Origin of the sequence: Kribbella sp. NPDC050820 (assembly GCF_040653975.1) — a bacterium.
GTDB lineage: Bacteria > Actinomycetota > Actinomycetes > Propionibacteriales > Kribbellaceae > Kribbella.
In genome coordinates, this window is sequence record NZ_JBFAHB010000106.1 from 1 (window position 1) to 26,553 (window position 26,553).

General features: G+C 69.2%; 26 protein-coding genes. 12 read left to right on the forward strand and 14 right to left on the reverse strand.

The genetic code is table 11. The annotated features are described in order from the left end of the window. Positions 1 to 89: 89 nt before the first annotated feature. From AB0H36_RS44490 to AB0H36_RS44500, 3 genes are all read left to right on the forward strand, one after another. A complete protein-coding gene (locus AB0H36_RS44490; RefSeq protein ID WP_360537595.1) occupies positions 90 to 947 on the forward strand; it encodes a bifunctional methylenetetrahydrofolate dehydrogenase/methenyltetrahydrofolate cyclohydrolase in 858 nt (285 codons plus the stop codon). A 142-nt stretch (positions 948 to 1,089) separates the two neighbouring features. Continuing rightward, on the forward strand, positions 1,090 to 1,323 hold the full coding sequence (locus AB0H36_RS44495; protein ID WP_360537597.1) for a DUF3017 domain-containing protein: 234 nt from the start codon (positions 1,090 to 1,092) through the stop codon (positions 1,321 to 1,323). A gap of 4 nt (positions 1,324 to 1,327) precedes the next feature. Further along, positions 1,328 to 1,801: a GNAT family N-acetyltransferase gene (locus AB0H36_RS44500; RefSeq protein WP_360537599.1), complete on the forward strand. Its 474-nt coding sequence runs from the start codon at positions 1,328 to 1,330 to the stop codon at positions 1,799 to 1,801. A gap of 26 nt (positions 1,802 to 1,827) precedes the next feature. Here the strand turns inward: AB0H36_RS44500 and AB0H36_RS44505 are convergent, their stop codons facing one another. The 4 genes from AB0H36_RS44505 to AB0H36_RS44520 form a co-directional block, all read right to left on the reverse strand. Beyond that, positions 1,828 to 2,403 (reverse strand): dihydrofolate reductase family protein, encoded by a 576-nt coding sequence (locus AB0H36_RS44505; RefSeq protein WP_360537601.1) that lies wholly within the window; start codon positions 2,401 to 2,403, stop codon positions 1,828 to 1,830. 585 nt (positions 2,404 to 2,988) lie between these two features. After that, positions 2,989 to 4,548, reverse strand: a complete 1,560-nt coding sequence (gene purH, locus AB0H36_RS44510; RefSeq protein ID WP_360537603.1) for a bifunctional phosphoribosylaminoimidazolecarboxamide formyltransferase/IMP cyclohydrolase — start codon at positions 4,546 to 4,548, stop codon at positions 2,989 to 2,991. After that, complete coding sequence (purN, locus tag AB0H36_RS44515; protein ID WP_360537605.1) at positions 4,545 to 5,177, reverse strand: phosphoribosylglycinamide formyltransferase; 633 nt, start codon at positions 5,175 to 5,177, stop codon at positions 4,545 to 4,547. Before purN ends, purH begins: the two co-directional genes overlap by 4 nt. 10 nt (positions 5,178 to 5,187) lie before the next feature. Continuing rightward, positions 5,188 to 6,441: a DUF6350 family protein gene (locus AB0H36_RS44520; RefSeq protein ID WP_360537646.1), complete on the reverse strand. Its 1,254-nt coding sequence runs from the start codon at positions 6,439 to 6,441 to the stop codon at positions 5,188 to 5,190. A 375-nt stretch (positions 6,442 to 6,816) separates the two neighbouring features. Between AB0H36_RS44520 and AB0H36_RS44525 the strand changes: the two genes are divergently transcribed. Next, on the forward strand, positions 6,817 to 8,043 hold the full coding sequence (locus AB0H36_RS44525; RefSeq protein ID WP_360537607.1) for a hypothetical protein: 1,227 nt from the start codon (positions 6,817 to 6,819) through the stop codon (positions 8,041 to 8,043). A 47-nt stretch (positions 8,044 to 8,090) separates the two neighbouring features. Here the strand turns inward: AB0H36_RS44525 and sucD are convergent, their stop codons facing one another. Then, positions 8,091 to 8,981, reverse strand: coding sequence for a succinate--CoA ligase subunit alpha (sucD, locus tag AB0H36_RS44530; protein ID WP_360537609.1), 891 nt, complete (start codon positions 8,979 to 8,981; stop codon positions 8,091 to 8,093). 13 nt (positions 8,982 to 8,994) lie between these two features. After that, the gene (gene sucC / locus AB0H36_RS44535; protein ID WP_360537611.1) at positions 8,995 to 10,167 is read right to left on the reverse strand and encodes an ADP-forming succinate--CoA ligase subunit beta; all 1,173 of its coding nucleotides are present in this window, start codon (positions 10,165 to 10,167) and stop codon (positions 8,995 to 8,997) included. A 188-nt stretch (positions 10,168 to 10,355) separates the two neighbouring features. Here sucC and AB0H36_RS44540 point away from each other — a divergent pair, with 188 nt between their 5' ends. Then, positions 10,356 to 11,999, forward strand: coding sequence for an alpha-amylase family glycosyl hydrolase (locus AB0H36_RS44540; protein WP_360537613.1), 1,644 nt, complete (start codon positions 10,356 to 10,358; stop codon positions 11,997 to 11,999). Between the two features lie 49 nt (positions 12,000 to 12,048). On the opposite strand, the gene AB0H36_RS44545 is transcribed toward AB0H36_RS44540, so the two are convergent. The 5 genes from AB0H36_RS44545 to AB0H36_RS44565 all read right to left on the reverse strand — a co-directional run bounded on the left by AB0H36_RS44545 (position 12,049) and on the right by AB0H36_RS44565 (position 16,338). Next, a complete protein-coding gene (locus tag AB0H36_RS44545; RefSeq protein WP_360537615.1) occupies positions 12,049 to 12,213 on the reverse strand; it encodes a hypothetical protein in 165 nt (54 codons plus the stop codon). Continuing rightward, positions 12,210 to 13,085, reverse strand: coding sequence for a carbohydrate ABC transporter permease (locus AB0H36_RS44550; RefSeq protein ID WP_360537617.1), 876 nt, complete (start codon positions 13,083 to 13,085; stop codon positions 12,210 to 12,212). The genes AB0H36_RS44545 and AB0H36_RS44550 overlap by 4 nt, the downstream gene beginning before the upstream one ends. Further along, positions 13,085 to 14,155, reverse strand: coding sequence for a sugar ABC transporter permease (locus tag AB0H36_RS44555; RefSeq protein ID WP_360537620.1), 1,071 nt, complete (start codon positions 14,153 to 14,155; stop codon positions 13,085 to 13,087). The genes AB0H36_RS44550 and AB0H36_RS44555 overlap by 1 nt, the downstream gene beginning before the upstream one ends. A 94-nt stretch (positions 14,156 to 14,249) precedes the next feature. Beyond that, positions 14,250 to 15,530, reverse strand: a complete 1,281-nt coding sequence (locus AB0H36_RS44560; protein WP_360537622.1) for an ABC transporter substrate-binding protein — start codon at positions 15,528 to 15,530, stop codon at positions 14,250 to 14,252. Positions 15,531 to 15,921: 391 nt separating this feature from the next. After that, positions 15,922 to 16,338, reverse strand: a complete 417-nt coding sequence (locus AB0H36_RS44565; protein ID WP_360537624.1) for a cobalamin B12-binding domain-containing protein — start codon at positions 16,336 to 16,338, stop codon at positions 15,922 to 15,924. A gap of 133 nt (positions 16,339 to 16,471) precedes the next feature. Here AB0H36_RS44565 and AB0H36_RS44570 point away from each other — a divergent pair, with 133 nt between their 5' ends. From AB0H36_RS44570 to AB0H36_RS44585, 4 genes are all read left to right on the forward strand, one after another. Next, positions 16,472 to 17,323, forward strand: coding sequence for an alpha/beta fold hydrolase (locus tag AB0H36_RS44570; protein ID WP_360537626.1), 852 nt, complete (start codon positions 16,472 to 16,474; stop codon positions 17,321 to 17,323). Positions 17,324 to 17,719: 396 nt separating this feature from the next. Then, on the forward strand, positions 17,720 to 18,478 hold the full coding sequence (locus AB0H36_RS44575; RefSeq protein ID WP_360537628.1) for a M23 family metallopeptidase: 759 nt from the start codon (positions 17,720 to 17,722) through the stop codon (positions 18,476 to 18,478). A gap of 41 nt (positions 18,479 to 18,519) precedes the next feature. After that, positions 18,520 to 19,038, forward strand: a complete 519-nt coding sequence (locus tag AB0H36_RS44580; RefSeq protein ID WP_360537630.1) for a DUF6886 family protein — start codon at positions 18,520 to 18,522, stop codon at positions 19,036 to 19,038. Then, on the forward strand, positions 19,035 to 20,315 hold the full coding sequence (locus AB0H36_RS44585) for a lanthionine synthetase LanC family protein (RefSeq protein WP_360537632.1): 1,281 nt from the start codon (positions 19,035 to 19,037) through the stop codon (positions 20,313 to 20,315). Before AB0H36_RS44580 ends, AB0H36_RS44585 begins: the two co-directional genes overlap by 4 nt. On the opposite strand, the gene AB0H36_RS44590 is transcribed toward AB0H36_RS44585, so the two are convergent. After that, complete coding sequence (locus tag AB0H36_RS44590; protein ID WP_360537634.1) at positions 20,312 to 20,875, reverse strand: hypothetical protein; 564 nt, start codon at positions 20,873 to 20,875, stop codon at positions 20,312 to 20,314. The genes AB0H36_RS44585 and AB0H36_RS44590 overlap by 4 nt on opposite strands. Positions 20,876 to 20,963: 88 nt before the next feature. Beyond that, positions 20,964 to 23,282: a DNA helicase PcrA gene (gene pcrA, locus AB0H36_RS44595; protein ID WP_360537636.1), complete on the reverse strand. Its 2,319-nt coding sequence runs from the start codon at positions 23,280 to 23,282 to the stop codon at positions 20,964 to 20,966. A gap of 58 nt (positions 23,283 to 23,340) precedes the next feature. Here pcrA and AB0H36_RS44600 point away from each other — a divergent pair, with 58 nt between their 5' ends. The 3 genes from AB0H36_RS44600 (at position 23,341) to AB0H36_RS44610 (ending at position 25,256) form a co-directional block, all read left to right on the forward strand. After that, on the forward strand, positions 23,341 to 23,964 hold the full coding sequence (locus AB0H36_RS44600) for a class I SAM-dependent methyltransferase (RefSeq protein WP_360537638.1): 624 nt from the start codon (positions 23,341 to 23,343) through the stop codon (positions 23,962 to 23,964). 90 nt (positions 23,965 to 24,054) lie between these two features. Then, entirely contained in the window at positions 24,055 to 24,651 is a 597-nt protein-coding gene (locus tag AB0H36_RS44605; protein ID WP_360537640.1) for an ATP-dependent Clp protease proteolytic subunit, read from the forward strand. After that, entirely contained in the window at positions 24,648 to 25,256 is a 609-nt protein-coding gene (locus tag AB0H36_RS44610; protein WP_360537642.1) for an ATP-dependent Clp protease proteolytic subunit, read from the forward strand. Before AB0H36_RS44605 ends, AB0H36_RS44610 begins: the two co-directional genes overlap by 4 nt. On the opposite strand, the gene AB0H36_RS44615 is transcribed toward AB0H36_RS44610, so the two are convergent. Continuing rightward, a complete protein-coding gene (locus AB0H36_RS44615) occupies positions 25,253 to 26,332 on the reverse strand; it encodes a serine hydrolase domain-containing protein (protein ID WP_360537644.1) in 1,080 nt (359 codons plus the stop codon). The genes AB0H36_RS44610 and AB0H36_RS44615 overlap by 4 nt on opposite strands. Between the last annotated feature and the right edge of the window lie 221 nt (positions 26,333 to 26,553).

Here is a 26,553-nt window from a genome sequence, read left to right on the forward strand (position 1 = left end):
CGTACCCGAGTCGTTGCAGGGTGAGCAGGATCCGGCCTCGGCCGAGGGCTGATTGTGATGGCCTGGCGGTCCGCAACTACCCTGTCCCCGTGACAGCGCAGATCTTGGACGGCAAAGCGACGGCGGCGGCGATCAAGGACGAGTTGAAGGTCCGGGTCGCGAAGCTGGCCGAGCAGGGCGTGGTGCCCGGGCTCGGCACGATCCTGGTCGGTGACGACCCGGGCAGCCGGGCGTACGTGGCCGGCAAGCACCGTGACTGCGCGGCGGTCGGCATCGCGTCCATCCAGGTCGAGCTGCCCGCCGAGGCCACTCAGGACGAGATCGCCGCGAAGGTCACCGAACTCAACGAGAACCCGGACTGCACCGGCTTCATCGTCCAGCTCCCGCTGCCCAAGCACGTCGACACGAACGCGATCCTCGGCCTGATCGACCCGGCCAAGGACGCCGACGGCCTGCACCCGGTCAGCCTCGGCAAGCTCGTCCTCGGCCAGGACGGCCCGCTCCCGTGCACCCCGAAGGGCTGCGTGGAGATCCTCCGCCGGTACGACGTACCGATCGCCGGAGCCCACGTGGTCGTCGTCGGCCGCGGCGTCACCGCGGGCCGGCCGATGGGCCTGCTGTTCACCCGCAAGTCCGAGAACGCGACCGTGACCCAGTGCCACACCGGCACCACCGACCTCGCCGCCCAGGTCCGCACCGGCGACATCGTGATCGCCGCCGCCGGGTCGGCCGGCCTGATCACCGCCGACATGGTGAAGCCCGGCGCCGTACTCCTCGACGTCGGCACCAGCCGCAGCCCCGAGGGCAAGATCGTCGGCGACATCGACCCCGCCGCCCGCGAGCAGGCCGCCTGGATCGCCCCCATGCCCGGCGGCATCGGCCCGATGACCCGCGCCATGCTCCTCACCAACGTGGTAGAAGCCGCCGAATCGAGCCTCGCCCAGTGACCGGCCCGGCGTACGGCGTGCCGGCTCGGGCGTACGGCGTGCCGGCCGAAGCGAGCGTGGCGGCTCGGGCGTTCGGCGTGCCGGCTGAAGTGGGCGTGGCGTGCTGATGGCGGGGGAGGCTCAGCGGCGGAGCGAGTGGCCTTTGGCCTTGTCCCTGCTGGTCGGCGCGGCCGGTCTCGTCGTACTCACGTTCTACAACTGGCGCAACGGCGTACTGATCTTCGCCGGCGGCGTCTTCCTGGCCGGCCTGCTCCGCGCCACCCTCTCCGACACCGCCGCCGGCCTGCTTCACGTCCGCGGCCGCATGTTCGACACCGCCCTCCTCGTCGCGGTGGGCGCCGCGATCGCCACCCTCGGCCTGATCGTCCCGAACTGACCGCATGAGCATCGCGATCCGCCCAGCCCTGGTCGAGGACGCTCCGCGGATCACGCAGATCTACGTCGACTCCTGGAACGCAGGGTTCGGCGAGTTGATGCCACCGGCCGTCCTCGACGACGCGCGCATCGCCCGCTGGGCCGGCGATCTGACCGCCGGCCGCTGGTGGGTCGCCGAGCAGGACGGCGTCATCGCCGGCTTCACCGGCATCTGCCCCAGCCGCGACCCCATCGATCCACACCTTGGCGAGCTCGACACGATCGCCGTCGACCCGCCGTACTGGCGCTCTGGCGTAGGCACCGCCCTCATGAACACCGCCCTCGAGGCCCTGGCCGCCGCCTATCCCGAAGCAATCCTCTGGACCCTGGCCAACTACCCGCAAGGCCAACGCTTCTACGAATCCACCGGCTGGCACCCTGACGGCCAAACCCGCGCCGACGGCCACCAACTCGCCTACCGCCAGACCTTCTCTCGCTGAGGGCGGCTGAGCTTTCGAACATCGGGTCAGTGCAGGGTCGGGCGGTAGATGAGCTCCTGGGTGTTGCCGTCGAAGGTGCGGCTCTCGATCAGCTCGAGGTCGAAATCGGCTGCGTCCTTGAAGATTGGGTCCGCTCCGGTCTGTCCGGCGATCACCGGGAACAGCGTCACGTGCACGAGGTCGACCAGGCCGGCCGCCATCAGCGTCCGGTTGAGCGACAGGCTGCCGTGCGACCGCAATGGCACATCGGACTCTTCCTTGAGCCGGGCAACGATCTCGACCGCGTCGCCACTCGCCACCGTCGCGTCTGGCCAGTCGAGCGGCGCCTGCAGCGTGTTCGACACCACCGTCGCCGGCAGGTTGTACATCCGCGTGACCCATGGGTCGTGGGTCTCGGAGTCTTCGGTGCTCGCGGCAAGCATCTCTGCGTGTGCCCGGTAGGTGTTCGCCCCGAACACCATCCGCTGCTTCTCGCCGTACAAGGCGAATCGCTGCTCGAGGAACTCCGGCCCTTGCTTACCCCAGTAGCCGCCCCAGTCGCCCGTGTGGGCACCGAAGCCGTCGAGGGTCGAAAAGACGTCGAAGGTGTAGGTCGCAGTCATGATGTCCTCCTCAGGTACGCCGGCACCCCTCCTGGGCACCTCTCAACCCTGCTACGAACACCTATGGTCCGATCCGACAGCATCTGCCGGAGGTATTGCGGGGCCACACGCCGAACCGCTGGCAGACAGTTGCTCACCCACCCGGCGCAGACCGCAGCCACCGCGAGGCAGTTGTTCGGCATTCCGGCCCTCCGCAGTCACCCGCACGCAACACACGTCAGTCCGACCGCAGTCACCGCGCGGCAGTCCTTCCGGCCGACAGACGCCGACCCCGCCGTCCCCCACGCACAAACGCGGACGCCGGTCAGCAGAACCTCGTCCGGGTGCTCGGCAGCCCACTCACGTGGGCGGCAGCCCACGCGCAATCGGGTTGGGTCGGAGCACGTGAGGCTTCCCCCGGGCTGCCCGTGAGGCAGTTGCACGGCAGGACAAGCGCCCACCCCGCCCTCACCCGCGCGACAGCGCGCAACCGCGGGGCGACAGCCCGCCCACGTGGGCGGCAGCCCACACAAAACCGGGTGGGTGGGAGCGCGCGTAGCCGAGGCGACGAAGGAGCCCCGGCGCAGCACGCGTGGGAGGACCCAGTTAGTGGAAGAAGTGGCGGGTCCCCGTGAAGTACATGGTGATCCCGGCCTTTTGCGCGACCTCGATGGCGGCTTCGTCGCGGATGGAGCCGCCGGGCTGGACGACTGCTTTGACGCCACCCTCGATGAGGACCTCGAGGCCGTCGGGGAACGGGAAGAAGGCGTCGGACGCGGCTACTGAGCCCGCCGCGCGTTCGCCGGCTCGGGAGACGGCCAGGCGGCAGGAGTCGACGCGGTTGACCTGCCCCATGCCGACACCCACCGACGCACCGCCGGAGGCCAAAAGGATCGCGTTGGACTTGACCGCCCGGCACGCCTTCCAAGCGAACGCGAGGTCGGCAAGCACCTCAGGCGAAGCAGCCTCACCGGCGGCGAGTTGCCAGGACGACGGGTCGTCGCCGGGCGCCTGGAAGCGGTCGGTGTGCTGCAGCAGCAACCCACCACTGACCGCCCGCATCTCGACCTTCTCCGCGGAAGACACCGGAGGCGCAACCAGCAGCCGGATGTTCTTCTTACCCTGCAGGATCTCAACAGCGCCGTCGTCGAAGGCCGGCGCCACCAGCACCTCGGTGAAGATCTCCGCGACCTGCTTGGCCATGTCAACCGACACCGGAGCGTTGGTCGCGATCACACCGCCGTACGCCGACACCGGGTCGCACTCGTGCGCCCGCCGATGCGCCTCGGCGATGTCCTTCCCGACCGCGATCCCACAAGGATTGGCGTGCTTGATGATCGCAACCGCGGGCTCGCTGAAGTCGTACGCCGTACGACGAGCAGCGTCGGCGTCGACGTAGTTGTTGTACGACATCTCCTTGCCGTGCAACTGCTCCGCAGCCGCCAGCCCACCCCGGCCGTTCACGTACAAAGCGGCCGGCTGATGCGGGTTCTCGCCGTACCGCAGCACGGAAGACTTCTCCCACGTCGCGCCAACCCACGCCGGGAACCCGGTCCCCTCGGACGTGTCGCTCACCACGCTGCCCATCCAGGAGGCCACGGCCACGTCGTACGACGCCGTGTGCACGAACGCGTCCACAGCCAGCCGCTGCCGCTGCTCCGACGAGAAACCACCTTCGGCAAGCGCAGCCACGATCTCGGGGTAGCGCGTCGGCGACACCACGACGGCCACGTTCGCGTGGTTCTTGGCGGCGCCGCGGACCATCGACGGGCCGCCGATGTCGATCTGCTCGATGCACTCGTCCACCGACGCGCCGGAGGCGACGGTCTCGGTGAACGGGTAGAGGTTGCTCACCAGCAGGTCGAAGGGCTCGACCCGCATCTCGCGCAGCTGCTCGACGTGCTCACCACGCCGTACGTCGGCCAGCAGGCCGGCGTGCACCATCGGGTGCAGGGTCTTGACCCGGCCGTCCAGGCACTCGGGGAACCCGGTCACCTCCTCGACCTTGGTCACCGGGACTCCGGCTGCCGCGATCCGGGCCGCGGTCGAACCGGTCGACACCAGCTGCACACCGGCAGTGTGCAGCGCGGACGCGAGCTCCTCCAGACCGGTCTTGTCGTAGACGCTGATCAGCGCCCGGCGGATCGGCCTGCGGTCGGTGCTCACTTCAGTCGAACCTTTCGTCCGGTGATGGTCCAGCCGTCGCGGACCAGCCGGCCGACCCAGTCCACCAACTGGCGGCGTTCGACCTCCTTGATCCGCTCGGTCAGGGTTTCTTCGGTGTCGTCGTCCTCGACGGGTACGGCGACCTGCGCGATGATCGGCCCGGTGTCGACCCCGCCGTCGACGAAGAACAGGGTCGCGCCGGCCACCTTGACGCCGTACTCGAGCGCGTCCCGCGGGCCGTGGATGCCGGGGAAGGCCGGCAGCAGCGCGTTGTGGGTGTTGATGTACCGGTCGCCGAAGGCAGCCAGGAAGTCGTCGCCGACCAGCTTCAGGAACCCGGCCGAGACGACCAGGTCCGGCTTGTACTCCGACACCGACGCAGTCAGCGCCCGGTCCCAGTCGGCCCGCTCGGGGTAGTCCTTGACCTTGTGCACGAAGCACGGCACCCCGGCCGCGGCGGCCCGGTCCAGCCCGGCGATCCCCTCCCGGTCGGCGCCGACGGCGACGACCTGGGCGCCGTACGCCGGATCGGCGGCAGCGTCCAGGAGGGCCTGCAGGTTCGACCCCGAGCCCGAGATCAGCACGACGAGCCGCGCAGGTTCGGGAGCGGGCGCAACCGGGTCTGTCACGGCCCGAAGCTTATCGCCCGGCGTCCGCCTCGCCGTCAGCCGGTCGGCGGGAGGCGACCAGCGCAGCCGTGATCGCGGCCCCGATCGCCATTCCAGCGGCCAGTACGCCGGCCGCCGGCAGCGCGGCCGGGATCCCCACGGCTGACATCCGCCCGGGCCCAGCAGAGCCACCGGACAGCGCCATGAGCACGTAGAGCATCACTCCGGCGAGCAGAGCCGCCATACCGCCACGCAGCGCGAACGCGTCCCACCCCAGCGCGTCGGAGTCCTGGTCCGCCAGCCCACGCCGAGCCACAACGAGCCCCGCGACCACACCGGCGACCAGCGGAACCAGTGCGGTCAGCGCAAGCAGGTACGTCGGCGTCGCGCCATCCGCAGGTACGGCGGCCAGCAGCGGGAGCGCAGGCAGATTCCCCACGTCCACCCCGGTCGGGGCGATCGTCGTACCGACGCCCAGCTGGAATCCGGGGCCGGCCAGGAACGAAACGACGTACAGGATCATGTTCGGCACCAGCATCAGGCAGATCGCGAACAGCACGACCGACCCGACCACCCCGGCGTCCAGCAGCTCCAGCATCCCGGTGACCCGGGAGAAGTGGATCGCCAGCAGGACGCCGTACAGCAGCGAAGCGATCGCGATCACGGTCAGTACGGCGGAAGCCGCAGCCGGCACTGCGTCCCGCAGCCCATTGGGAGTCGCGTCGGCGATGTCCTCAGCCGCACCGGACTCGACCAGTACGCCGGCAGCCCCGGCAACGAGAGCCAACGACGCCGCTCCGAGGAACGCAGACAGCGGAGAGACCCGCACCGAGCCGTCAGCCGTGAGCAGAGCGATGATCAGCGCAGCCAGGCCGTAGACGAACGCGAACGTGCCGGACAGCAGGATCAGGTCCTTGGTCCGGTCCGCGGCGCTGTTCCGGGCAGCGGACTTGCCACCGCGGTACAGACACCAACCGAGGAACAGGGTCAGCCCGAGCGGCGCGATCGTGATCGAACCATTGCCGAGCGTCACACCGGCCTTGTGCGCGACCAGCCAGGCGGACGCACCCGCACGGATGGCTCCGGACGCACCACCGAAGGTCGCGGCCAGCCAGCCGATCACGGCCACGGCAGCGCACGTCAGCAGCCCGGTGAGCAGGCACGCGCCCGCGGAAATCACTGCCGACAGGACCACCGGCTTCGTTGGAGCGGTGACGTCGGGCCCGGGCGCATGATTCTGCCCACCGTGTGGTTCGCCGTCACGGGCGCCCGGACGGCTCAACATGTCGGTCACACCTTCACCTCGCTTCGCTCGGTTCCGGCGCGACCGACAACGGTGCTCTGCCCATTGTTCGCTCGCTGCGCTCGCTCATCCGACTCTCATGCTCCCCCGCAGCGGGGGACCACTCGTTCTGACACGCCGGATATGGAAGACTTCCCCCCGCTTGTTCACGCTCAGTTGGCGGGCGGGCACCTACTGGTGTCCGCGATCCGGCTGAGTGGGGACAGGCTGGCACCACCGGGTACTGTCGGGTGGAATCAGTCAGGAGGTCGAGCTTTGGCCGGTTCCCACCGTGCAGCCCGCGGCGGCAGTCGAGCCGCTGCCCGGGAGGCGCGCCGGCAGAGGGCGCGTAAGCGGAACCAGACGATCGCCGCCGGTGTGGCGGTCGTTCTGCTGGTCGGCGGCGGCGGGGTCGCCGCCCTGAACGCCTTCGGCGGCGGCGACGACGCTTCGGGCCCGAACACCGGCGCCGCCGACGACAAGTCGGCCAACTCGACCATGCTCGTCGACGACAAGGCCCTGCTCGACGCGACCACGGCCAAGCCGCTCGGCGCGACCGGGGCCTGGGCGATCACCAAGACCGCCGACGGCAGCAGCGCGCCGGAGCGGACGTTCGTCTGCCAGTCCCAGCGGTTCGCCGACCCGGCCGGCCTGCGCACCTGGGTCCGCACCTTCCAGAACTCGACCACCAAGGACACCGCGGTCCAGTACGTCGAGGTGTCGAGCGACAAGGCCGCCGCCGCGAAGGCCTACACCACGATCGTCGGCTGGCTGAGCGCCTGCACCACCCCGCAGGTCCGGCTCGCCTCCAGTTATGTCACCACCGGGGTCGGCGAGCGCGGTGTGATCGCCGTCTTCGGACAGCCGTCCGGCGGCAAGACGAAGTACCGGACGATCTCCGTCACGGTCGCCGGGCAGGCCACGATGGTGCTCGAGCACGACACCCTCGCCGGTACGCCGCCCAAGCCCGGGCCGGTGCTGACCGCGGCGACGGCCGGGCTGAAGCGGATCTGCTCCGAGACCGGCGGCTGCGGCACCGGGGCACCGGTGGCCAAGGGCGCCCTGCTGCCGACGACCGAGTCGGCGGGGTTCATGGCGCCGGTCGACCTGCCGGTGCTGAGCGTGATCGACAAGCCGTGGGTGAGCACGAGCGCGAAGACCGGCGCCGGCACCGGCTGCGAGAAGCTCGACTTCAAGAAGGCGAAGGCGACCAAGTCCGGGACGCTGACCTACGTCACGCCGGAGGCCAAGGTGCCGACCGAGTTCGGGATGGACGACACGGTCGCGAAGTTCGCCTCCGCGGCGGCCGCGAAGAGCTTCGTCGACCAGATCCGCAAGAACGTCGACAACTGCGAGAAGAACGTCTCGAACGCGAAGGTGAAGTCGACCGGGACGGTGTCGACCAGCGTGGTGAAGGGCGAGAGCTGGCGGGCGTCGTACGACACCGGCGGCGGCAAGACCTTCACGTACCGCATCGGGATCGCCCAGTACGGCACCCAGGCCGTCTACGTCCTCTTCCCAGTCCTCAAAGGCCTGGACATCTCCGACGGCGCCTTCAACGAAACCCTCACCCGAGCCGCCGAACGCGCCGCAACGTACAGGTAGCACGAACGGCCCCGAGGAATCCCCGGGGCCGTCGACGCAGAACCTGACTACTTGGTGAGGTTTTGCATGATCTCGCGCATGAGATTGGCGGTCTCGGTGGGGGTTTTGCCGACCTTGACGCCGACGGCCTCGAGGGCCTCCTGCTTGGCGGCTGCGGTGCCGGAGGAGCCGGAGACGATGGCGCCGGCGTGGCCCATGGTCTTGCCCTCGGGGGCGGTGAAGCCGGCCACGTAGCCGACGACCGGCTTCGTGACGTTGTCCTTGATGAACGCCGCCGCCCGCTCCTCGGCGTCGCCGCCGATCTCGCCGATCATGACGATCGCGTCGGTGTCCGGGTCCTCCTGGAACGCCTGCAGCGCGTCGATGTGGGTGGTCCCGATGATCGGGTCACCGCCGATCCCGATCGCGGTGGAGAACCCGAAGTCCCGCAGCTCGTACATCATCTGGTACGTCAGCGTGCCCGACTTCGACACCAGCCCGATCCGGCCCTGGCCGGCGATGTCGGCCGGGATGATGCCGGCGTTCGACTCGCCCGGCGTGATGATGCCCGGGCAGTTCGGCCCGATGATCCGGGTGGTGCCGGACGCCTGCGCGGCGGCGAAGAACGCGGCGGTGTCGTGTACCGGCACGCCCTCGGTGATCACCACGACCAGCGGCACCGCGGCCTCGATCGCCTCCAGTACGGCGTCCTTGGTGAACTTCGGCGGCACGAAGATGACCGACACGTTCGCACCGGTCTCCTTGACGGCGTCCGCGACGGTGCCGAAGACCGGGACCGCCTTGCCGTCGAAGTCCTGGCTCTGGCCGGCCTTGCGCGGGTTCACGCCGCCGACGATGTTGGTGCCGGAGGCAAGCATCCGGGTGGTGTGCTTGGTGCCTTCCGAGCCGGTCATGCCCTGGACGATGACCTTGCTGTCCTTGGTCAGGAAGATAGACATGTTCAGCGACCCCTTACTTCGCAGCCAGCTCGGCGGCCCGCTTGGCGGCGCCGTCCATCGTGTCGACCCGCTCCAGACCGGCCAGCCCGGCCTCGTCGAGGATCCGGCGGCCCTCCTCGGCGTTGTTGCCGTCCAGCCGGACGACCAGCGGCTTGGTGACGTGCTCGTCCCGGCTCGCCAGCAGCTCGAACGCCTGCACGATGCCGTTCGCGACCGCGTCGCAAGCGGTGATGCCGCCGAAGACGTTGACGAAAACGCTCTCGACCTGGGCGTCGGAGATGATGATCTCCAGGCCGTTCGCCATCACCTCGGCGGACGCGCCGCCGCCGATGTCGAGGAAGTTGGCCGGCTTCACACCGCCGAACTCCTCACCGGCGTACGCAACGACGTCCAGGGTCGACATGACCAGGCCGGCGCCGTTGCCGATGATGCCGACCGAGCCGTCCAGCTTGACGTAGTTCAGGCCCTTGGCCTTGGCCGCCGCCTCCAGCGGGTCGGCCGCCGCGACGTCCTCGAACTCGGCGTGCTCCGGGTGCCGGAAGTCCGCGTTCTCGTCCAGGGTGACCTTGCCGTCCAGCGCCTCGACGTTGCCGTCGGCCAGCTTGACCAGCGGATTCACCTCGACCAGCGAGGCGTCCTCGCCGACGAAGACGTCGTACAGCTTGACGATCTCCGGTACGACGGCGTCCAGGATGTCGTCGGGGTACTTCGCGGCCTGGGCGATCTCACGGGCCTTCGCCTCGTCCACCCCGGTGGCCGGGTCGATCGAGACCTTCGCCACCGCCTCGGGGTTGGTGTGCGCGACCTCCTCGATCTCCATGCCGCCGGCCGCGGACGCGATGCACAGGTAGTTCCGGTTCGCCCGGTCGATCAGGAAGGAGAAGTAGTACTCCTCCGCGATCGCGGCGGCCGGGACGATGTTCAGCGTCCGGACGATGTGGCCCTTGATGTCGAGACCGAGGATCTCGCGAGCCTTCTCCTCCGCCTCGTCGGGCGAGGAGGCCAGCTTCACGCCACCGGCCTTACCGCGGCCGCCGGTCTTCACCTGGGCCTTCACCACCACCCGGCCGCCGATCTTCTCGGCCGCCGCGCGGGCTTCCTCCGGAGTGGTGACGACCTCGCCTACGGTCGTCCGCACTCCGTGCTTGGCGAAGACGGTCTTCGCCTGGTATTCCATCAAGTCCACGACTGTGGTCCCTCTCTCGCACCTGTTCGAGTAGGCCGCGGCAGGCGGGCTGGTCCCGAGAAAGGGCACGGTCGCCGGCGCGCTCCGTCGCGCCTGACACTAGTCACCTCGGTGGCCGCCGCAACACCCGGGGTACGCGCTGAGACGACCGTCACAGGTCCGCGACGGCTCATGTCAGGCTAGACGGCATGACCGATCCCCAGACCAGACCAGCTGACGACTGGTGGCGTAGCGCCGTCGTCTACCAGGTGTATCCGCGCTCGTTCGCCGACGCCGACGGGGACGGCACCGGCGACCTGAACGGCGTCCGGGCCCGGCTGCCCTACCTCGCCGACCTCGGGATCGACGCGATCTGGATCAGCCCTTGGTACCCGTCCCCGCTGCTCGACGGCGGGTACGACGTGTCCGACTACCGCGACATCAACCCCGAGTTCGGCACCCTGGCGGACGCCGACGCGCTGATCGCCGAGGCGCACGCGCTCGGGATCCGGATCCTGATCGACCTGGTCCCGAACCACTGCTCCTGGGAGCACCCGTGGTTCAAGGCCGCGCTCGCGGCCGGCAAAGGCTCTCCGGAGCGCGACCTGTTCTGGTTCCGCGACGGCAAGCCGGGCGGGCTGCCGCCGACCAACTGGCCGGCCGCGTTCGGCGGCGGCGCCTGGCAGCAGATCGACGACGGCCAGTGGTACCTGCACCTGTTCGACATCTCCCAGCCGGACTGGAACTGGGACCACCCGAAGGTGATCGAGGAGTTCGACGCGATCCTGCGGTTCTGGTTCGACCGCGGCGTGGACGGGTTCCGGATCGACGTGGCCGACTCGATGGCCAAGGACGCGTCGCTGCCGGATGTGGTCCCGCAGCCCAACGGCGAGGTCAGCCGCGACAAGTACGCCGGCCATCCGACGTACGACCAGCCGGCTGTGCACGACATCCACCAGCACTGGCGCCGGATCGCCGACGAGTACGCCGACTCCCCGCATGGCCCGCGGGTCTTCGTCGCCGAGGCCTGGCTGTCTCCGGCCGACCGGCTCGCGCAGTACGTCCGGCCGCACGAGTTGCACTCGGCCTTCAACTTCGACGCGCTGCAGTGCCCATGGGACGCCGAGGCGTTGCGCGAGGTGATCGACCACACCACCGAGAACTTCTGGGCGGTCGGTGCCCCAGCGACCTGGGTGCTGAGCAACCACGACACGATCCGGCACCGCACTCGCTACGGTCGTGACCAGAAGCAGGCCTCGATGCCCGCCGGAAGCGTGCCGACCGATCTGGAGCTCGGCCGCCGCCGGGCCCGGGCGGCCGCACTGCTCGAGCTCGCGCTGCCGGGCGGGGCGTACGTCTACCAAGGTGACGAGCTCGGCCTGCCCGAGGTCGAGGATCTGCCCGAGGACGTTCTGGACGACCCGGTGTGGGAGCGTTCCGGCCACACGCGGCGCGGCCGCGACGGCTGCCGGGTGCCCATCCCGTGGTCCGGCGCCGAGCCGCCCTTCGGCTTCGGCACCGGCGCCGGCCAGCCCTGGCTCCCGCAGCCGGCCGACTGGGCCGCGCTGACCGCCGAGGCGCAGGCCGCCGATCCCGACAGCCATCTCAACCTCTACAAGGCGGCCCTCCGGCTGCGCCGCGAGACCGAGGCGCTCGGCGAAGGCCGCCTCACCTGGGACGAGGAGGCGCCCGCCGGCGTCCTCTCCTTCACCCGCTCGCCCGGCTTCCGCTGCGTCTCGAACCTGAGCGAGTCCCCGATCCCGCTGCCTGACCACCAGGAGGTCCTGCTCACCAGCGAGCCCCTGGTCGACGGCCGGCTCCCGGTCGACGCCACAGCCTGGCTCGAACTCTGACAAAGGAAAAGGCCGGAGTCGCCTGAGCGACTCCGGCCTCTTCGGACGGCTACCGGGCGCGTTCGCGGTCTTCCCGATCCCGGCGGTCCCGGTCCTCGCGATCCCGGCGGTCCCGGTCCTCCCGGTCCCTCCGCTCCCGGTCCTCGCGGTCCCGCCGCGCCCGGTCGTCCCGGTCGCGGCGGTCGGCGTCCGACCGGTTGCGGAGCCAGCTCACTTCACGCCACCTGCCGTCAGGCCGGCCACGATCCGCCGCTGGAACAGCAGTACGGCGATTACCAGTGGGATCGTGACGACCACACCGGCGGCCATCTGGCTGCCGAACGGTTGGTCACGTCCCGACGCACCGGTGAACTGCGAGATCACCACGTTGGCGGTCTGGTACTCCTTCTTGTTCACCATGCTCAGCGCGATCAGGAACTCGTTCCAGGCCGCGATGAAGGTGATGATCGCGGTGGTGAACACACCCGGTGCGGCGAGCGGGAGGATCACCTTGCGGAACGCCTGGGCCGGCGTACAGCCGTCGACCATCGCGGCTTGCTCGAGCTCTCGCGGCATCTGCCGGAAGAACGCGGTCAGGAGCCACACCGCCAGTGGCAGCGCGAACGACAGGCTGGGCACGATCATCGCCTGGTAGGTGTTGATCCACTCGATGTCGCTGAAGAACTTCTTCAGCGGGATCACCAGCGAGATCCCCGGGAACATCGAGGTGACGATGATGACCGCCAGCACGAAGTTCTTGCCCCGGAAGTCCAGCCGGGCCAGCGTGTAGGCCGCGACCATCCCGATGATCAGCGTCAGGATCGTCACCGTGCCGGCCACGATCAGGCTGTTCAGCAGACCGCGCCCGAACCCGGTGCCTTCCTTGAAGACGTCTTGGAAGTTGGTCAGCGAAATGGGCGACGGAATGATCGTGTTCTCGAACTGGTCGCTCGGCCGGCGCAGCGACGACACCACCATCCAGAGGAACGGCACCAGGCAGTAGAGCACGATCCCCGCGACACCGATCAGTGGCAGCCAGCGCCGGGCCCACGACGCCTCGGCAGCCTTGATGTCGACCTTGCCAGGACCCTTCTCAGCAACAGCCATCATTCACCTCCTGAACCGCCACCGGCGGTCACTCCGGCCACCGGGGCGCCTGCGTCGGCCTGCTTGGCCTGGCCGCGTCCGTTCCTGCCGTTCTTCTTCTTCTTCGACTTCCGCTGGATGGCGTCACCGAACACGTCGGCACCCAGCAGCTTGACGAACACGTACGCAACCACGGCGACGTAGATGAACAGCAACGTCGCGTACGCCGCCGCCGGCCCGTACCGGGTCTGGTTGGCTTCGAGGTACGCCAGGATCGACAGGGTCTCGACCGACTCCTTGTTCGGCCCGACCAGCACGAACGGCAGGTCGAAGATCCGCAGCGTGTCGAGGATGCGGAACAGCACTGCCACCAGCAGTGCCGGCTTCACCAGCGGCATCGTGATGTGGATGAACTGGCTCCACGCCTTCGCACCGTCGACCTTGGCGGCCTCGTAGACCTCGTCCGGAATGGTCTGCAGACCGGCCAGCACGAGCAGGCCGATGAACGGCGCGGTCTTCCAGGTGTCGGCGATGATCACCGACATCACCGACTGCCAGCCCTCGGTGGACCACAGGATCTGGGTGCCGAGCAACTCGTTGGCGATACCGTCGGCCTGGAAGATCCACTTCCACAGCAGCGCCGAGACGACGGTCGGGATCGCCCACGGGACCAGGATGCTGGCCCGCACGATGCCACGGCCCCTGAACGCCTTGTGCATCACCAGGGCCATCGCGACACCCAGGACGGTCTCCAGGAGCACACAGGTGACGGTGAAGAACGTGGTGTTGTAGAAAGCGTTCCAGAATCGTTCGCCGGTCTCACCTGAGAAGATCGCCGAGTAGTTGTCGAGACCCACGAACTCGGAGCCCTGGATGACGAAGCCGGACTCGTCGATCCGCTGGCCGCTCTGGTAGAGCGACTCACGCAGCGCCGAGAGGATCGGCAACCCGACGACGAGGATCAGCACCAGCATGGTCGGTGACAGCAGGATCGCGGCCAGCCGTCCGGTTCCCTCGTTGAACGAGGTCCGCCTGGGCTTCTTGGTGGTTTCCGGCGTCGGTCGCTGCGCGACCGGGGCGGATGTACTCACCTCTGCCTCCTTCTTTCCGCCCGCTGTCCGCGGGCAGCGACGGGCCGGGGCCGGCCCGTAGCGGTGAAGCTACGCGCCGGCCCCGCCGCTTCGGTCATTGCGTGATGAGCGTGCTCAACTTGGTCTGCAGCTGGGTGAGCGCGTCCTTCGGTGGCGTGGTGCCGGTCAGGGCGCCGTACGCCGCCTCCTGGATCGCGGTCGTGACGTCGCCGTACTTGACCACCTTCGGCCGCGACTTCGCGGTCTCGATCGAGGCCTTCAGCGGGGCCAGGTACGGGAACTGCTTGTTCAGCGCTGCGTCGTCGTACAGCGAGGCCCAGGTCGGCGCCTGCGAGGTCTTCTCGATGTTCGCCTTCTGGCGCTCCTCGCTGGACATGAACTTGATGAAGTCCGCCGCGGTCGCCTTGTTCTTGGCGAACTCCGAGATCGCGTAGTTGTGGCCACCCAGGGTGGACACGCCCGCGCCGTCCTTGCCCGGCAGCGGCGCGACCGCGAACTTGCCGGCGATCTTCGACGAGCCGTCGGTCTTGTTCGCCAGCGAGTACACGTACGGCCAGTTCCGGTGGAAGATCAGGGTGCCTTCCTGGAACGCCCGCCGGCCCGGCTCCTCGGTGTAGGTGATGCCGGCCTTCGGGATCATCCCGCTCTTGAAGCCGTCGACCAGGAAGGTCAGACCCGCGAGCGCCTCCGGGGTGTCCACGTTCGGCTTGCCGTCGTCACCGACGACCACACCGCCGGCGCCGTTGACGGCCTCGGAGAAGTTCACCGTCAGGCCTTCGTACTTCTCGAACTGACCCGCGTAGCAGCTGGCTGCCTTGGCCTCGGGCAGCGCCTTGACCTTGTCGCAGGCGGCCTGCATCTCGGTCCAGGTCTTCGGCGGCTGCACGCCGGCCTTGTCGAGCAGGTCCTTGCGGTAGTACAGCAGGCCACCGTCGGAGGTGACCGGCACGGCGTACAGCTTGTCGCGGTACTTGGCCGTGTCGACCGTCGACGGCAGCAGCTTGTTCAGGTCGGGGAACTGGTCCTGCGGCAGTTCCGTGATCCACCGGTTCGCGGCGAACTCGGCGGTCCAGACCACGTCCAGGTTCAGCACAGTGAACGCGTCGGACTTGATCTGCGCGTTCGAGATCATCTGGGCGCGCTGCTGGTCCGCGGACTCGGGCAGCTCGGTGACCGTGACCTTCTCGTCCGGGTGCTGCGAGTTCCACGCCGCGACCTGGTTCGTCAGGTTCCCGGAGGTGTCCTTGCCGGTGGCGAAGTTGATCGGGCCGCGACCCTCCAGAGCTGCTCCCCCGGTCGAGCCGCTGTCGCCACCGCTCCCGTCGTCACCACCACACGCGGACGCGAGCAGCACAAGGCTGCCGGCGACCGCCATGGCGACCGCCCTGCGCGTGTGTGAACGTTCAAACCTCATCGTTTACCTGCCCTCTCCCGATGGGATATCGCTTGGTCCTGCGTGCCTGGGGTCACAGTCCCCCACCGCACTGCGATCCCGCCTGTCCGGACAGTAACCGACGACGGGGGTGATGTGTCCTGAGCCACACACCTTGCCGCTCGACAGCCTGTAAAACGGACAGCCGCATGGCTGTATGCGACCGCGATTCGACAGCCCGCACAACCGGGTCTTTCTTAACGATTCGGTATTACCGGTTAGTAACCTTGCTGAACGGACGGTATTCGTTCAGACCGACTCCACGCAGTCGTCATCACGCTCCGGAGCGGAACGGGCGTTCTCCGGGCCGCGGCCCGGGGCGGTTCGAGAGACCTCAGGCCGGCGAGGCGGAGGCGTCGCCGACGTTGGTCCGGACCCAGTCGACGATCTCGGTCGTGGTGGCGCCGGGGGTGAAGATCTTGTGCACGCCGAGCTCGGCCAGCGGCTGCAGGTCGGCGTCCGGGATGATGCCGCCGCCGAACACCACGATGTCGTCGGCCTCCCGCTCGGTGAGCAGCTCGCGGACCCGCTTGAACAGGGTCATGTGCGCGCCGGACAGCACCGACAGGCCGATCGCGTCCGCGTCCTCGGCGATGGCGGTCTCGACGATCTGCTCCGGGGTCTGGTGCAGGCCGGTGTAGATGACCTCCATCCCGGCGTCCCGCAGCGCCCGGGCGACCACCTTCGCACCGCGGTCGTGACCGTCCAGGCCGGGCTTGGCGACGACGACACGCAGAGGGCTCGTAGGCATGCTCGCAGGCTAGCGGCTCGATTCCTCACGGTTAAGACACGGCGGTATGTGTTCCCCGACACGCCGGATGGGAACCGGTTACCTTGGAAGAGATCGGACCATCGGGGGGTCTGGTTGCCGTGAGGAGTCGCCCATGAGTACCTGGCAGGACGGCGTACGCGGAGCGCTGGACGGACTCAGGTACGGCGCACGGTCCGCACTGTCGCCGCGAGTGCTCCAAGGTGCGGCCGTGGAGATCGGCTGGCTCACCACCCGCCTCGCCATGTATCCGCTCGGTCTGGTCTGCGGTTCCGGCACGGCCACCCGCCGGCTCAACCTGGCCGGCTTGACCCCGGCCCAGCGCGGGCTGCTGGTCAGCAACGTCCGCGCCGCGGGGACGCCGATCCTGCTGGCCCACGGGATCATCGACAACCACACCGTCTTCGCGCTGATGCGCCGGCAGCTGATGCGCCGCGGGTTCAGCAGCATCCACACGTTCTCCTACTCACCACTGACACTCGACGTACGTCGTACCGCGGAACGGATGGGTGCCGAGATCGAGCGGATCTGCGAGGAGTCCGGATCCGACCAGCTGCACGTGGTCGGACACAGCCTGGGCGGGCTGATCGCGCGGTACTACATCCAGCGGCTCGGCGGCCATGAGCGAGTGCACACCTGCGTCACGCTCGGCACCCCACACCAGGGCACTGTCGCCGCCCGGCTGCTGCCGTGGCCGCTCGTGCGGCAGGTCCGGCCGGACAGCGAGCTGATGACCGAACTGGCGGAACCGGCGCCTGACTGCACGACGAGGTTCGTCGCGTTCTACAGCGACGTCGACCAGCTGATCGTGCCGCAGCGGAGAGCCCGGATTCGGCACCCGGACCTGGCAGCCAGTAACGTCCGCGTGAACGGCGTGGGCCATCTGTCCCTGCCGTTCCACGGTGACGTCGTACACCAGATCACCGGTGTGCTGGCCCACCTGGACGAGCAGGACACGGTTGCCTGACGGTGCAGTCGGTCAGACACTTCGTGCCTGACAAGGCAGCTTTCTGAGCGGTTAGAGCGGATGCACGTGCAGGCGCTCATGCAAAGGTTTTGTGAAGGAGACGCGGAAAAGTGGGTGGCAGGGTTTGTCGCCTCGTGACTGATCCGTTATCGTGCGTGGAGCCCGACCGGGAATAAACCTCCGGACCGGGCAGGAGAGAGCTCCAGCCCCTCCAGTCATGGAGCCCCTCCTCAAGCCCCTCCCCTGTGACCGAAAGGCCACGTTGTGTCCCAGCACCGTGCCGCGGGAGACCGCGTCACGCCAGGCAACGCTGCGCGCAATCCCGGCGCAGGACGACACAGTGCCAAGCATCGCGTTGCCAGGCGAAACACTCCGAGCAGTTCCCAGATCGTCGGTTTGACCGCAGCGCTTGCTGCGGCGGCAGGAGCTGTCGGGTTCAGTCACAGCTCCCTCGCCTCGCCGACCCAGGCGAACTCCGCGGTGAACCTCGCCGCTCTCAGCATGGACAACGGGCAACTGTCCGGGATCACCACCGCACGCATCCAGGCCCGCCAGCTCGCCACCCGTGACTCCTCCCGGGTCCAGCTGGCCGGCAACGAGACGAACAAGAAGCAGGCCGCGGCCGCCCAGCTGGCCAAGGCCCGGGCCGCGAAGCTCACCGCCACCCAGGCCCTCACCGCCAAGCGCGCCTCCGCCCTCGCGAAGGCCAAGGCCGCCGCCGACGAGGCCGAGCGGAAGGCCCGCGAGTCGGCCACCCGCTGCGAGATGATCATCTCCGGCTACCACATCACCGCGACCTTCGGCCAGGGCGGCAGCCGCTGGGCCCGCAACCACACCGGCACCGACTTCGCGGCCCCGATCGGCACCCCGATCAAGACCGTGATGAAGGGTGTGGTGATCTTCGCCGACTGGGCCGGCGCCTACGGCCGCCAGGTCCAGGTCCGGCACGAGGACGGCACCGTCACCTGGTACAACCACATGTCGAAGTGGAGCGTGTCGGAGGGCGAGACCGTCTACGCCGGTGACCAGGTCGGCGCGGTCGGGATGACCGGCAACACCACCGGCCCGCACCTGCACTTCGAGGTGCACCCGGACGGCGGCGACGCGACCGACCCGATGCCGTGGCTGCGCGACCACTGCGGCCTCAACCCGTAATCCTCCAGCAGTACCCCTGACACCTGGCTAAGCTGCCAGTCATGCGTCCGGCGCGTGGTGAGGTTCTGCACTTCTCCGAAGATTCGACCATCGAGGTCTTCCGGCCGCACGTCGCCAAGACGACGCGCGAGGCCACGCCGTACGTCTGGGCCGTCGGCTACGACCGGGCTCCGGACTACTGGTTCCCGAGGCAGTGCCCCCGCGCGATGGCGTGGGTGGGCCCCTCCACCACTCCTGACGACCAGGACCGCATCATCGGCGCCGGTTCCGGCAGCCGCGTGCACGCCGTCGAGTACGGCTGGCTGGACGCGATGCGCTCGGTCGAGCTGTACGCCTACCGCCTGCCGGCCGAGCCGTTCGCCGAGCTCGACGCCGCTGTGGTCGCCACGACAGAAGTCCGGCCGCTCGCGCCGCCTGAGCGGGTCGGCGACCTGTTCGACCTGCACGCCGAGGCCGGCATCCAGCTGCGCGTGCTGCCGCGGCTGCACGACTTCTGGGCCGAGGTCATCGTCAGCACGCTCGAGTGGAGCGGCATCCGGCTCCGGAACGCCCGATCATGACGTACGGCGAACTCGGCGAAGCAGCCTGGTCCTGGGTCCTGCAGCAGGTGGACTGGGACGCGGCCGGCCCGTGGATCCCCGAGGCGGCCGGTGGGGCCAAGCCGGAGGTGTACCTCGAGGGCATGCACAGCGGTGTCGGCGGCCTCGCGCACGCACTCGCGGAGATCAAGCTGGCCCGCCCCTGGACGCAGGCAGAAGCCGGGCTGGCCACCGGGATCGCGGACCGGCTCCACGCGACGATCCCGGCCGAGCAGTCGATCACGTACTTCGACGGCCTGGTCAGCGCGATCGGCGCACTCACCGCTCTCGGCGAATCCGCCTCGCAGCCTGCCCTGGATCGGATCACCGAGCTGGCCACGGACGACGGCTGGCACGAGAGCGTCCTGGGCGCACCAAAGTACCTTCCTGGCGCGGTTTCGAACGACGCAACGCTCGGCACCGGCGCCGTACTCATGGGTGCCCTCTGGAGCTGTCGGCAGGGCGTCGACGCGCGCGCCTTGGCCGAGCGCGCGGCCGACCTGCTTCTGGGCGAGAAGGAAGAGCCGGCGAACTGGCTGTTCGTCCCGCGCCGCTTCTGCGCCGAACCGCGAGGCGACATGCCGAACTTCACGCACGGCCTGGCCGGGATCGCGGCGATGCTCGCGGTGGCCGGCGTCGAGCTCGGACGGCCCGACCTGGTCGACGCGGCCCGCGGTGGCGCCGAGCACCTGATCACGCTCGGGATCAATGACGACAAGGGTTTCCGGGTGCCGCGCGTCATCCCGTGGAGCGAGCAGCGTGGCGACGACGAGTACACCTACAACTGGTGCCACGGCGGGGCCGGCACGTCGCTGCTTTTCCGGGCTCTCGAGTACGCCGGCGTCGACGAGGTGGCCGGGGAGACGCCGGTCGTGTGGCATCGACGCTGCCTGGACAGCGTCGTGCACTCCGGCATCCCCGAGCGGCTGCACCCTGGCTTCTGGGACAACGACGGACGCTGCTGCGGTACGGCGGGAGTCGCCGACACCTTCCTGGACGCGTGGCACCGCGACGGACGCGAGCAGGATCTGGAGTTCGCCGTACGACTCGCGGATGCCTTGGTGGAGCGGGCGTTCCGCGGAGACGGGACGGCGTACTGGCGGTTCGTCGAGCATCGCAACGAGGAGCCGCTGCTGCCGCCGGGAGTCGGCTGGATGCAGGGTGTGGCGGGGATCGCGGCGTACCTGTTCCGGCTGCAGCGGGTGCTCGACGGCGGCAAGCAGGCCGTCGAGCGGATGGACAACTGGTGGGCGCTCTAGCGGCGCCAGACCTCGGCGGTGGTGAGGAACGCGGAGGAGCCGGGCTTGTCGGGTGAGCCGTCGACCTGGACGAAGCCGGGCACCGAGGCGCCGCCGATCGAGACGGTCGCGGACCGGACCGGCGCGATCACCAGGCTCAGGCTGTGATTGCCCTCGGCCAGCTGGAAGTTGTCGGTGGCGAACAGCCGCCGGTCGAGCACGCCGCCCATCTCGATTTGGATGTCGGCGGCCTTCGCGCTCAGCCCGTCGGCCAGGTTCATCGACACCTGGACGAGGTCGCGCTCGACCGCGGGCTCGTGCCACGGCAGGCCCTGGACCTCGAGGAACGAGCGGACGAAGTAGCGCTCCAGCCAGGCGGCCAGGTCGACGTCCTCGGACACCACCCGGACGATCCCGTCGAACCAGAGCACGACCGCGGTGCCGGCGCCGCGGATCGACCAGTCGACCATCCAGATCGACGCGTACGCCGTCACCTTGCCGGCCTCGTCGAACAGCCGGAGCCCAGGGTTGGCACCCGCCAGGATGATCCGGCGGTTGTTACCTGCTACCGACTTGGACATGGGGCGAATGCTTCCGGAGGGAGGGCCGAAGATCCTTGATTGTCTCAATCTCCGGCCCAGATGCAACGAATTCGCCCAACAAGTTGACTTAGATCTTCTCCACCGGTGCGTACCGGAGCAGCAACCGCTTCACACCTTCGGATCCGAAGTCGATGTCCGCCTGCGCCTGCTGGCCCTCGCCGCGGACCACCACGACGGTGCCCATCCCGAAGGTGTCGTGGACGACCCGGTCGCCCGGGTTGAGGCTGATCACCGGCTTGTCGGAGGCAGTACGGCGCGGTGGCTCGTAGCGACTCGAGATGCCGCTGCCGGTCGACGTCCCGGTGCCGGACCAGCGGGTGATCGCGGACTCGTCGCGCCGCCAGTCGAGAAGCTCGGCCGGGATCTCCTCCAGGAACCGGGACGGCGGGTTGTGCTGCGGAGCGCCGTACGCGGACCGGACCGCGGCGCGCGAGATCGCGAGCCGCTGCCGGGCCCGGGTGATGCCGACGTAGGCCAGCCGGCGCTCCTCCTCGAGCTCCTTCAGGTCGGTCAGCGACCGCGAGTGCGGGAAGACGCCGTCCTCCATCCCGGTCAGGAACACGACCGGGAACTCCAGGCCCTTCGCGGTGTGCAGGGTCATCAGCGTGACCACGCCACCGTCGTCGGCGGCGTCCGGGATCTGGTCGGCGTCGGCGACCAGCGCGACCCGCTCGAGGAACGCCTGCAGGTCGGCCGCCTCGCCGGCCGCGGTGCGCTCCTCGACGAACTCGCGGGCCACCGAGATGAACTCGTCCAGGTTCTCCAGGCGGGTCTCGTCCTGCGGATCCGTGGACTTCTGCAGCGTCTCGTAGTACCCGGACCGGTGCAGGGCGACGTCCAGGATGTCGTCCGGCGGGGCGCCCGAGTCCACCATCGCGGTCAGCTCGTCGAGGATGTCGACGAAGGCCTGTACGGCGTTCACCGAGCGGCTCGCCATCGCCGGCGCGTCCTGGGCCCGGCGCAGCGCCTGGGCGAACGACGTCCGGTCCCGGGCCGCGAGGGCCTCGATCGCGGCCTCGGCCCGGTCGCCGATCCCGCGCTTCGGCTCGTTCAGGATCCGGCGCAGCGAGACGGTGTCCTCGGGGTTCACCAACACGCGCAGGTACGCGAGCGCGTCGCGGACCTCCTTGCGCTCGTAGAACCGGACGCCGCCGACCACCTTGTACGGATGGCCGGTGCGGATGAAGACTTCCTCGAAGACCCGGGACTGCGCGTTGGTCCGGTAGAACACCGCCACGTCGGACGGCTTCACCCCGTCGGCGTCGGTGAGCCGGTCGATCTCGTCGGCGACGAACTGGGCCTCGTCGTGCTCGTTGTCGGCGACGTACACCGCGATCTGCTCGCCCTGGCCCTGGTCGGACCAGAGGTTCTTCGCCTTGCGGCCCTCGTTGCGCGCGATCACCGCGTTGGCCGCGGACAGGATGGTCTGGGTGGAGCGGTAGTTCTGCTCCAGCAGGATCGTCTCGGCGCCGGCGAAGTCCTCCTCGAAGGCGAGGATGTTGCGGATCGTGGCGCCGCGGAACGCGTAGATCGACTGGTCGGAGTCACCGACCACCATCAGTTCCGCCGGCGGCGCGGTCGGGCCGTTGTAGCCGGGCTCGTCCTCGCCGCAGAGCTCGCGGATCAGCGTGTACTGCGCGTGGTTGGTGTCCTGGTACTCGTCGACGAGCACGTGCCGGAAGCGGCGCCGGTAGTACTCCCGGACCTCGGGGAAGGCCTGCAGCAGGTTGACCGTGGTCATCAGCAGGTCGTCGAAGTCCAGCGCGTTCGCCTGGGCCAGCCGCTCCTGGTAGATCCGGTAGCACTCGGCGTAGGTCTCCTCGAGGTGGTTCGAGGTCTTCGCCGCGGCGGTCTCGTGGTCGATCAGCTCGTTCTTCTGGGTGCTGATCCAGTTCAGCACGGCGCGCGGGTTGTACCGCTTCACGTCCAGGTCGAGCTCGCGGCAGACCAGCGTCATCAGCCGGCGCGAGTCGGTGTCGTCGTAGATCGAGAACGTCGAGCTGATCCCGAACCGCTTGATGTCGCGGCGCAGGATCCGCACGCAGGAGGAGTGGAAGGTCGAGACCCACATCAGCTTCGCCCGCGGCCCGACCAGGTCCACCACCCGCTCGCGCATCTCCGCGGCGGCCTTGTTGGTGAACGTGATCGCCAGGATCGACCCCGGGTGCGCGTCGCGGGCCGCCAGCAGGTAGGCGATCCGGCGGGTCAGCACCCGCGTCTTCCCCGAGCCCGCACCGGCCACCACCAGCAGCGGCTTGCCCGCGTGCACGACAGCGGCCCGTTGCTGCGGATTGAGCCCCTCCAGCAGCGAGTCCGGATCGGTCCGATGCTTCTTGGGCTCCTCCAGCGGCACCGGGAGCTCATCAGGCGAGAACAGCGTAGTCATCACACTCACCTTAGGCGGTCCTCCGGACAGTTCCCGAAACACGCCTATGGTGGCCTGCATGGGTCAGTCACATCCGGTGTTTGCGCGGTTGTATGCGCGGGCTCGGCCGGGGATCGACGAGCAAGGGGCGCAGGAGCACCGGAAGCGGCTGCTGGACGGGCTGGCCGGGCACGTCGTCGAGGTCGGCGCGGGTGACGGTGGAAACTTCGCGCACTACCCCGTGGAGGTGCGCAGCCTCGTAGCAGTCGAGCCGGAGCCCTACCTGCGTACCAAGGCCGACGCCCTCGCCCTCGCGGCGCCGATCCCAGTCGAAGTCGTCAGCGGTACGGCGGACCGCCTGCCACTCGCCGACGGATCCGTCGACGCGGTCGTCACCTCACTCGTGCTGTGCTCGGTCCCCGACCAGGCCGTTGCCCTGACCGAAGCCTTCCGGGTACTACGACCAGGCGGCGAACTGCGCTTCTACGAACACGTCGCCGCCGAGCCCGGCACCGGCCTCGACCGCTTCCAGCGCATCGCCGACGCCACCATCTGGTCCTGGTTCAGCGGCGGCTGCCACGTCCACCGCGACACCGCCGCCGCCATCGAGGCCGCCGGTTTCACGATCCAGGAGCTCGACCGCTTTCCCTTCGGCCCCAACCCCGCCTCCCCGCACATCCTCGGCCGCGCGGTCCGTCCCTAGGCCTGCCGCAGGGGTTTGTCCGCTGTGGGCAGAGTTGCCGTCAGCAGAAAAGCTGGGGTACGGCGGGTCCGGCCGGTCAGGGTTGTGGACATGGCTGAAGACAACAAACCACCGCTGTTCAACGAGTCGGCGCGGCAGCGGCTGCTCGGGCAGCGGATCGTCGTACTGGACGGGACCCTCGACGACGACAACGGGACCTTGCTGGCGACCCAGATCCTCACCCTCGCGGCCGAGGACCCGGACCGGGACATCGCGTTGTGGATCCACTCGCTCGGCGGCTCGGTGCCGTCGATGCTGGCGATCCGGGACGTGATGCGGCTGGTGCCGTGTGACGTGTCGACGCTGGCGATCGGGCTCGCCTGCTCCGCCGGGCAGTTCCTGCTGTCCGCCGGCACCCCGGGCAAGCGGTACGCGCTGCGGCACGCCCGCGTCCTCATGCACCAGGGGTCGGCCGGGATCGGCGGCTCCGCGGTCGAGATCGAGATCCAGGCCAACGACCTGCGGCACATCCGCGACACTGTGCTGGCCCTGATCGCCGACGACACCGGGCAGCCGTTCGACGTCGTGCACGAGGACTCGCTGCACGACCACTGGTACACCGCGGAGCAGGCCCGCGAGTACGGCTTCATCGACCACATCGTCGAGTCCTTCGACCAAGTGATGCCCCAGCGAAAGGCGGCGGCATGAGCAGCTACACGATTCCCAACGTCATCGCCCAGCACCCGCGGGGCGAGCGGATCATGGACGTCTACTCGCACCTGCTCAGCGAGCGCATCATCTACCTCGGTACGGCGCTCGACGCCGGCGTGGCCAACGCGCTGATCGCGCAGTTGCTGCACCTGGAGGCGGACAAGCCGGACCAGGAGATCAACCTCTACATCAACTGCGAGGGCGGCGACATGACGGCGATGCTCGCGCTCTACGACACCATGCAGTACATCCAGGCGCCGATCGCGACGCTGTGCGTCGGGCAGGCGATCTCGGCCGGCGCCGTGCTGCTGTCCGCCGGTGCGCCCGGGCGTCGCGCCGTACTGCCGCACGCGCGGGTCGTCCTGCACCAGCCGGCCGCGCGCGGTCAGGGCACGATTCCCGACCTGATCCTGCAGGCCGACGAGGTGGTCCGGGTCCGCAGCCAGGTCGAGACGATCCTCGCCGAGCACACCGGGCAGACGATCGAGCGACTGCGGCACGACACCGACCGCGACCACGTCCTGACCGCCGAGGGGGCCCGAGAGTACGGCCTCGTCGACCAAGTGATCCAGCACCGAGTACAGGTGCCCGTCTTCGCTTAGTCGAACGCCGCTTCCAGCACCTTGTCGGCCACCGCAGCATGGTGGGCGACATCGGCCTCGCGGCGGCCGATCCGGTTGGTCAGGTAGGCGAAGGCGATCCGGCGGTCCGGATCCGCCCAGCCGATACAGCAGTTGCTGCCGTTGTGCCCGAAGGTCCGCGGGCTGCTGGTCGTCCCGAGCGGCGTGACCACGTTCGGGACGAACCGCGGCCCGCCGAGCTGGAACCCCTGCGACCACCGGATCGGCGCGCCGATGGTCCGGTCCAGCTCGCCCTCACTGCTCGGCTCGACCGCGATCGCGATCGACTCCGGCCGCAGGATGCCCGCTCCACCCTGCAACAGCGCCTGGTACAGCCCGGCCAGATCCCGGGCCGTGGTGGACATCCCAGCCGCTGGTACGACGGCCTCGCGCGTACTGCGCTTGTTCACGACCGACTGCACGAACGGGCCGGCCACGCCGGACACGCGGATCGGCACGCTGCGGTGCGACTCGTCGACCGGCACACCGAGGAACGTGTCCGCGAGACCGAGCGGCTCGAGGACGGAACGCCGTACCAGCTCGGCGTATGGTTGCCCACTGCATCGATGTGCGACCTCGGCGAGCACGAACCCGAACGCGAGCGGGCTGTAGGCGACCGTTCCGAGCGGCCAGCGCGGCCGGGCCTGCTCGATCCGCTCCAGCGACCGGTCCCAGTCCGCCATCGCACGGGCGTCGCCGAAGTACGACCCGACCGTGGTCAACCCGGACCGGTGCTGCAGCACCTGCCGCACGGTGATGGCGCGCTTGCCGGCCTCCCCGAACTCGTGCCAGTACGCCGCCACCCCGTCGTCCAGATGGAGCAGCCCCGACTCGACCAGCTGGTGGATCACGATCGCGACGTACGGCTTGCTCGCGGAGAAGAGCCAGAACAGCGCGTCCGGCGCACACCCGATCGCCTGGTCGACCACGACCCGGCCGTCCCGCACCACGCACAGCTGCGCGGCCGCCTTCCGCGCCCGCACCAGCTCCACCGCCGCACCCAGCCGCCCGGCATCCATCCGGACGTCCCGCGGTTCACACTCCCCGCCCAACTCCATGAAACCTCCTCCCCCGGTCAGAACCAGCTTGCCCCCAGTACCCAAGTGCTGGTCCAGATCCCGCGACGGAGTGGTCAGGCCTCCGGATCCGCCGTCCGCGCGGCCTCGAGGCGGACCACGATGCCCTTGGACGTCGGGGTGTTGCTGATGTCGGCGACGCTGTCGAGCGGCACCAGCACGTTCGTCTCCGGGTAGTACGCCGCGGCCGACCCGCGCGCCGC

Coding starts and splice junctions, on each gene's coding strand:
- AB0H36_RS44500 (WP_360537599.1), top strand. CDS start 1,328: ATGAGCATCGCGATCCGCCCAGCCCTGGTCGAGGACGCTCCGCGGATC.
- AB0H36_RS44505 (WP_360537601.1), bottom strand. CDS start 2,403: ATGACTGCGACCTACACCTTCGACGTCTTTTCGACCCTCGACGGCTTC.
- AB0H36_RS44520 (WP_360537646.1), bottom strand. CDS start 6,441: ATGTTGAGCCGTCCGGGCGCCCGTGACGGCGAACCACACGGTGGGCAG.
- sucD (WP_360537609.1), bottom strand. CDS start 8,981: ATGTCTATCTTCCTGACCAAGGACAGCAAGGTCATCGTCCAGGGCATG.
- AB0H36_RS44540 (WP_360537613.1), top strand. CDS start 10,356: ATGACCGATCCCCAGACCAGACCAGCTGACGACTGGTGGCGTAGCGCC.
- AB0H36_RS44550 (WP_360537617.1), bottom strand. CDS start 13,085: ATGGCTGTTGCTGAGAAGGGTCCTGGCAAGGTCGACATCAAGGCTGCC.
- AB0H36_RS44560 (WP_360537622.1), bottom strand. CDS start 15,530: ATGGCGGTCGCCGGCAGCCTTGTGCTGCTCGCGTCCGCGTGTGGTGGT.
- AB0H36_RS44565 (WP_360537624.1), bottom strand. CDS start 16,338: ATGCCTACGAGCCCTCTGCGTGTCGTCGTCGCCAAGCCCGGCCTGGAC.
- AB0H36_RS44570 (WP_360537626.1), top strand. CDS start 16,472: ATGAGTACCTGGCAGGACGGCGTACGCGGAGCGCTGGACGGACTCAGG.
- AB0H36_RS44580 (WP_360537630.1), top strand. CDS start 18,520: ATGCGTCCGGCGCGTGGTGAGGTTCTGCACTTCTCCGAAGATTCGACC.
- AB0H36_RS44585 (WP_360537632.1), top strand. CDS start 19,035: ATGACGTACGGCGAACTCGGCGAAGCAGCCTGGTCCTGGGTCCTGCAG.
- AB0H36_RS44590 (WP_360537634.1), bottom strand. CDS start 20,875: ATGTCCAAGTCGGTAGCAGGTAACAACCGCCGGATCATCCTGGCGGGT.
- pcrA (WP_360537636.1), bottom strand. CDS start 23,282: ATGACTACGCTGTTCTCGCCTGATGAGCTCCCGGTGCCGCTGGAGGAG.
- AB0H36_RS44600 (WP_360537638.1), top strand. CDS start 23,341: ATGGGTCAGTCACATCCGGTGTTTGCGCGGTTGTATGCGCGGGCTCGG.
- AB0H36_RS44605 (WP_360537640.1), top strand. CDS start 24,055: ATGGCTGAAGACAACAAACCACCGCTGTTCAACGAGTCGGCGCGGCAG.
- AB0H36_RS44610 (WP_360537642.1), top strand. CDS start 24,648: ATGAGCAGCTACACGATTCCCAACGTCATCGCCCAGCACCCGCGGGGC.
- AB0H36_RS44615 (WP_360537644.1), bottom strand. CDS start 26,332: ATGGAGTTGGGCGGGGAGTGTGAACCGCGGGACGTCCGGATGGATGCC.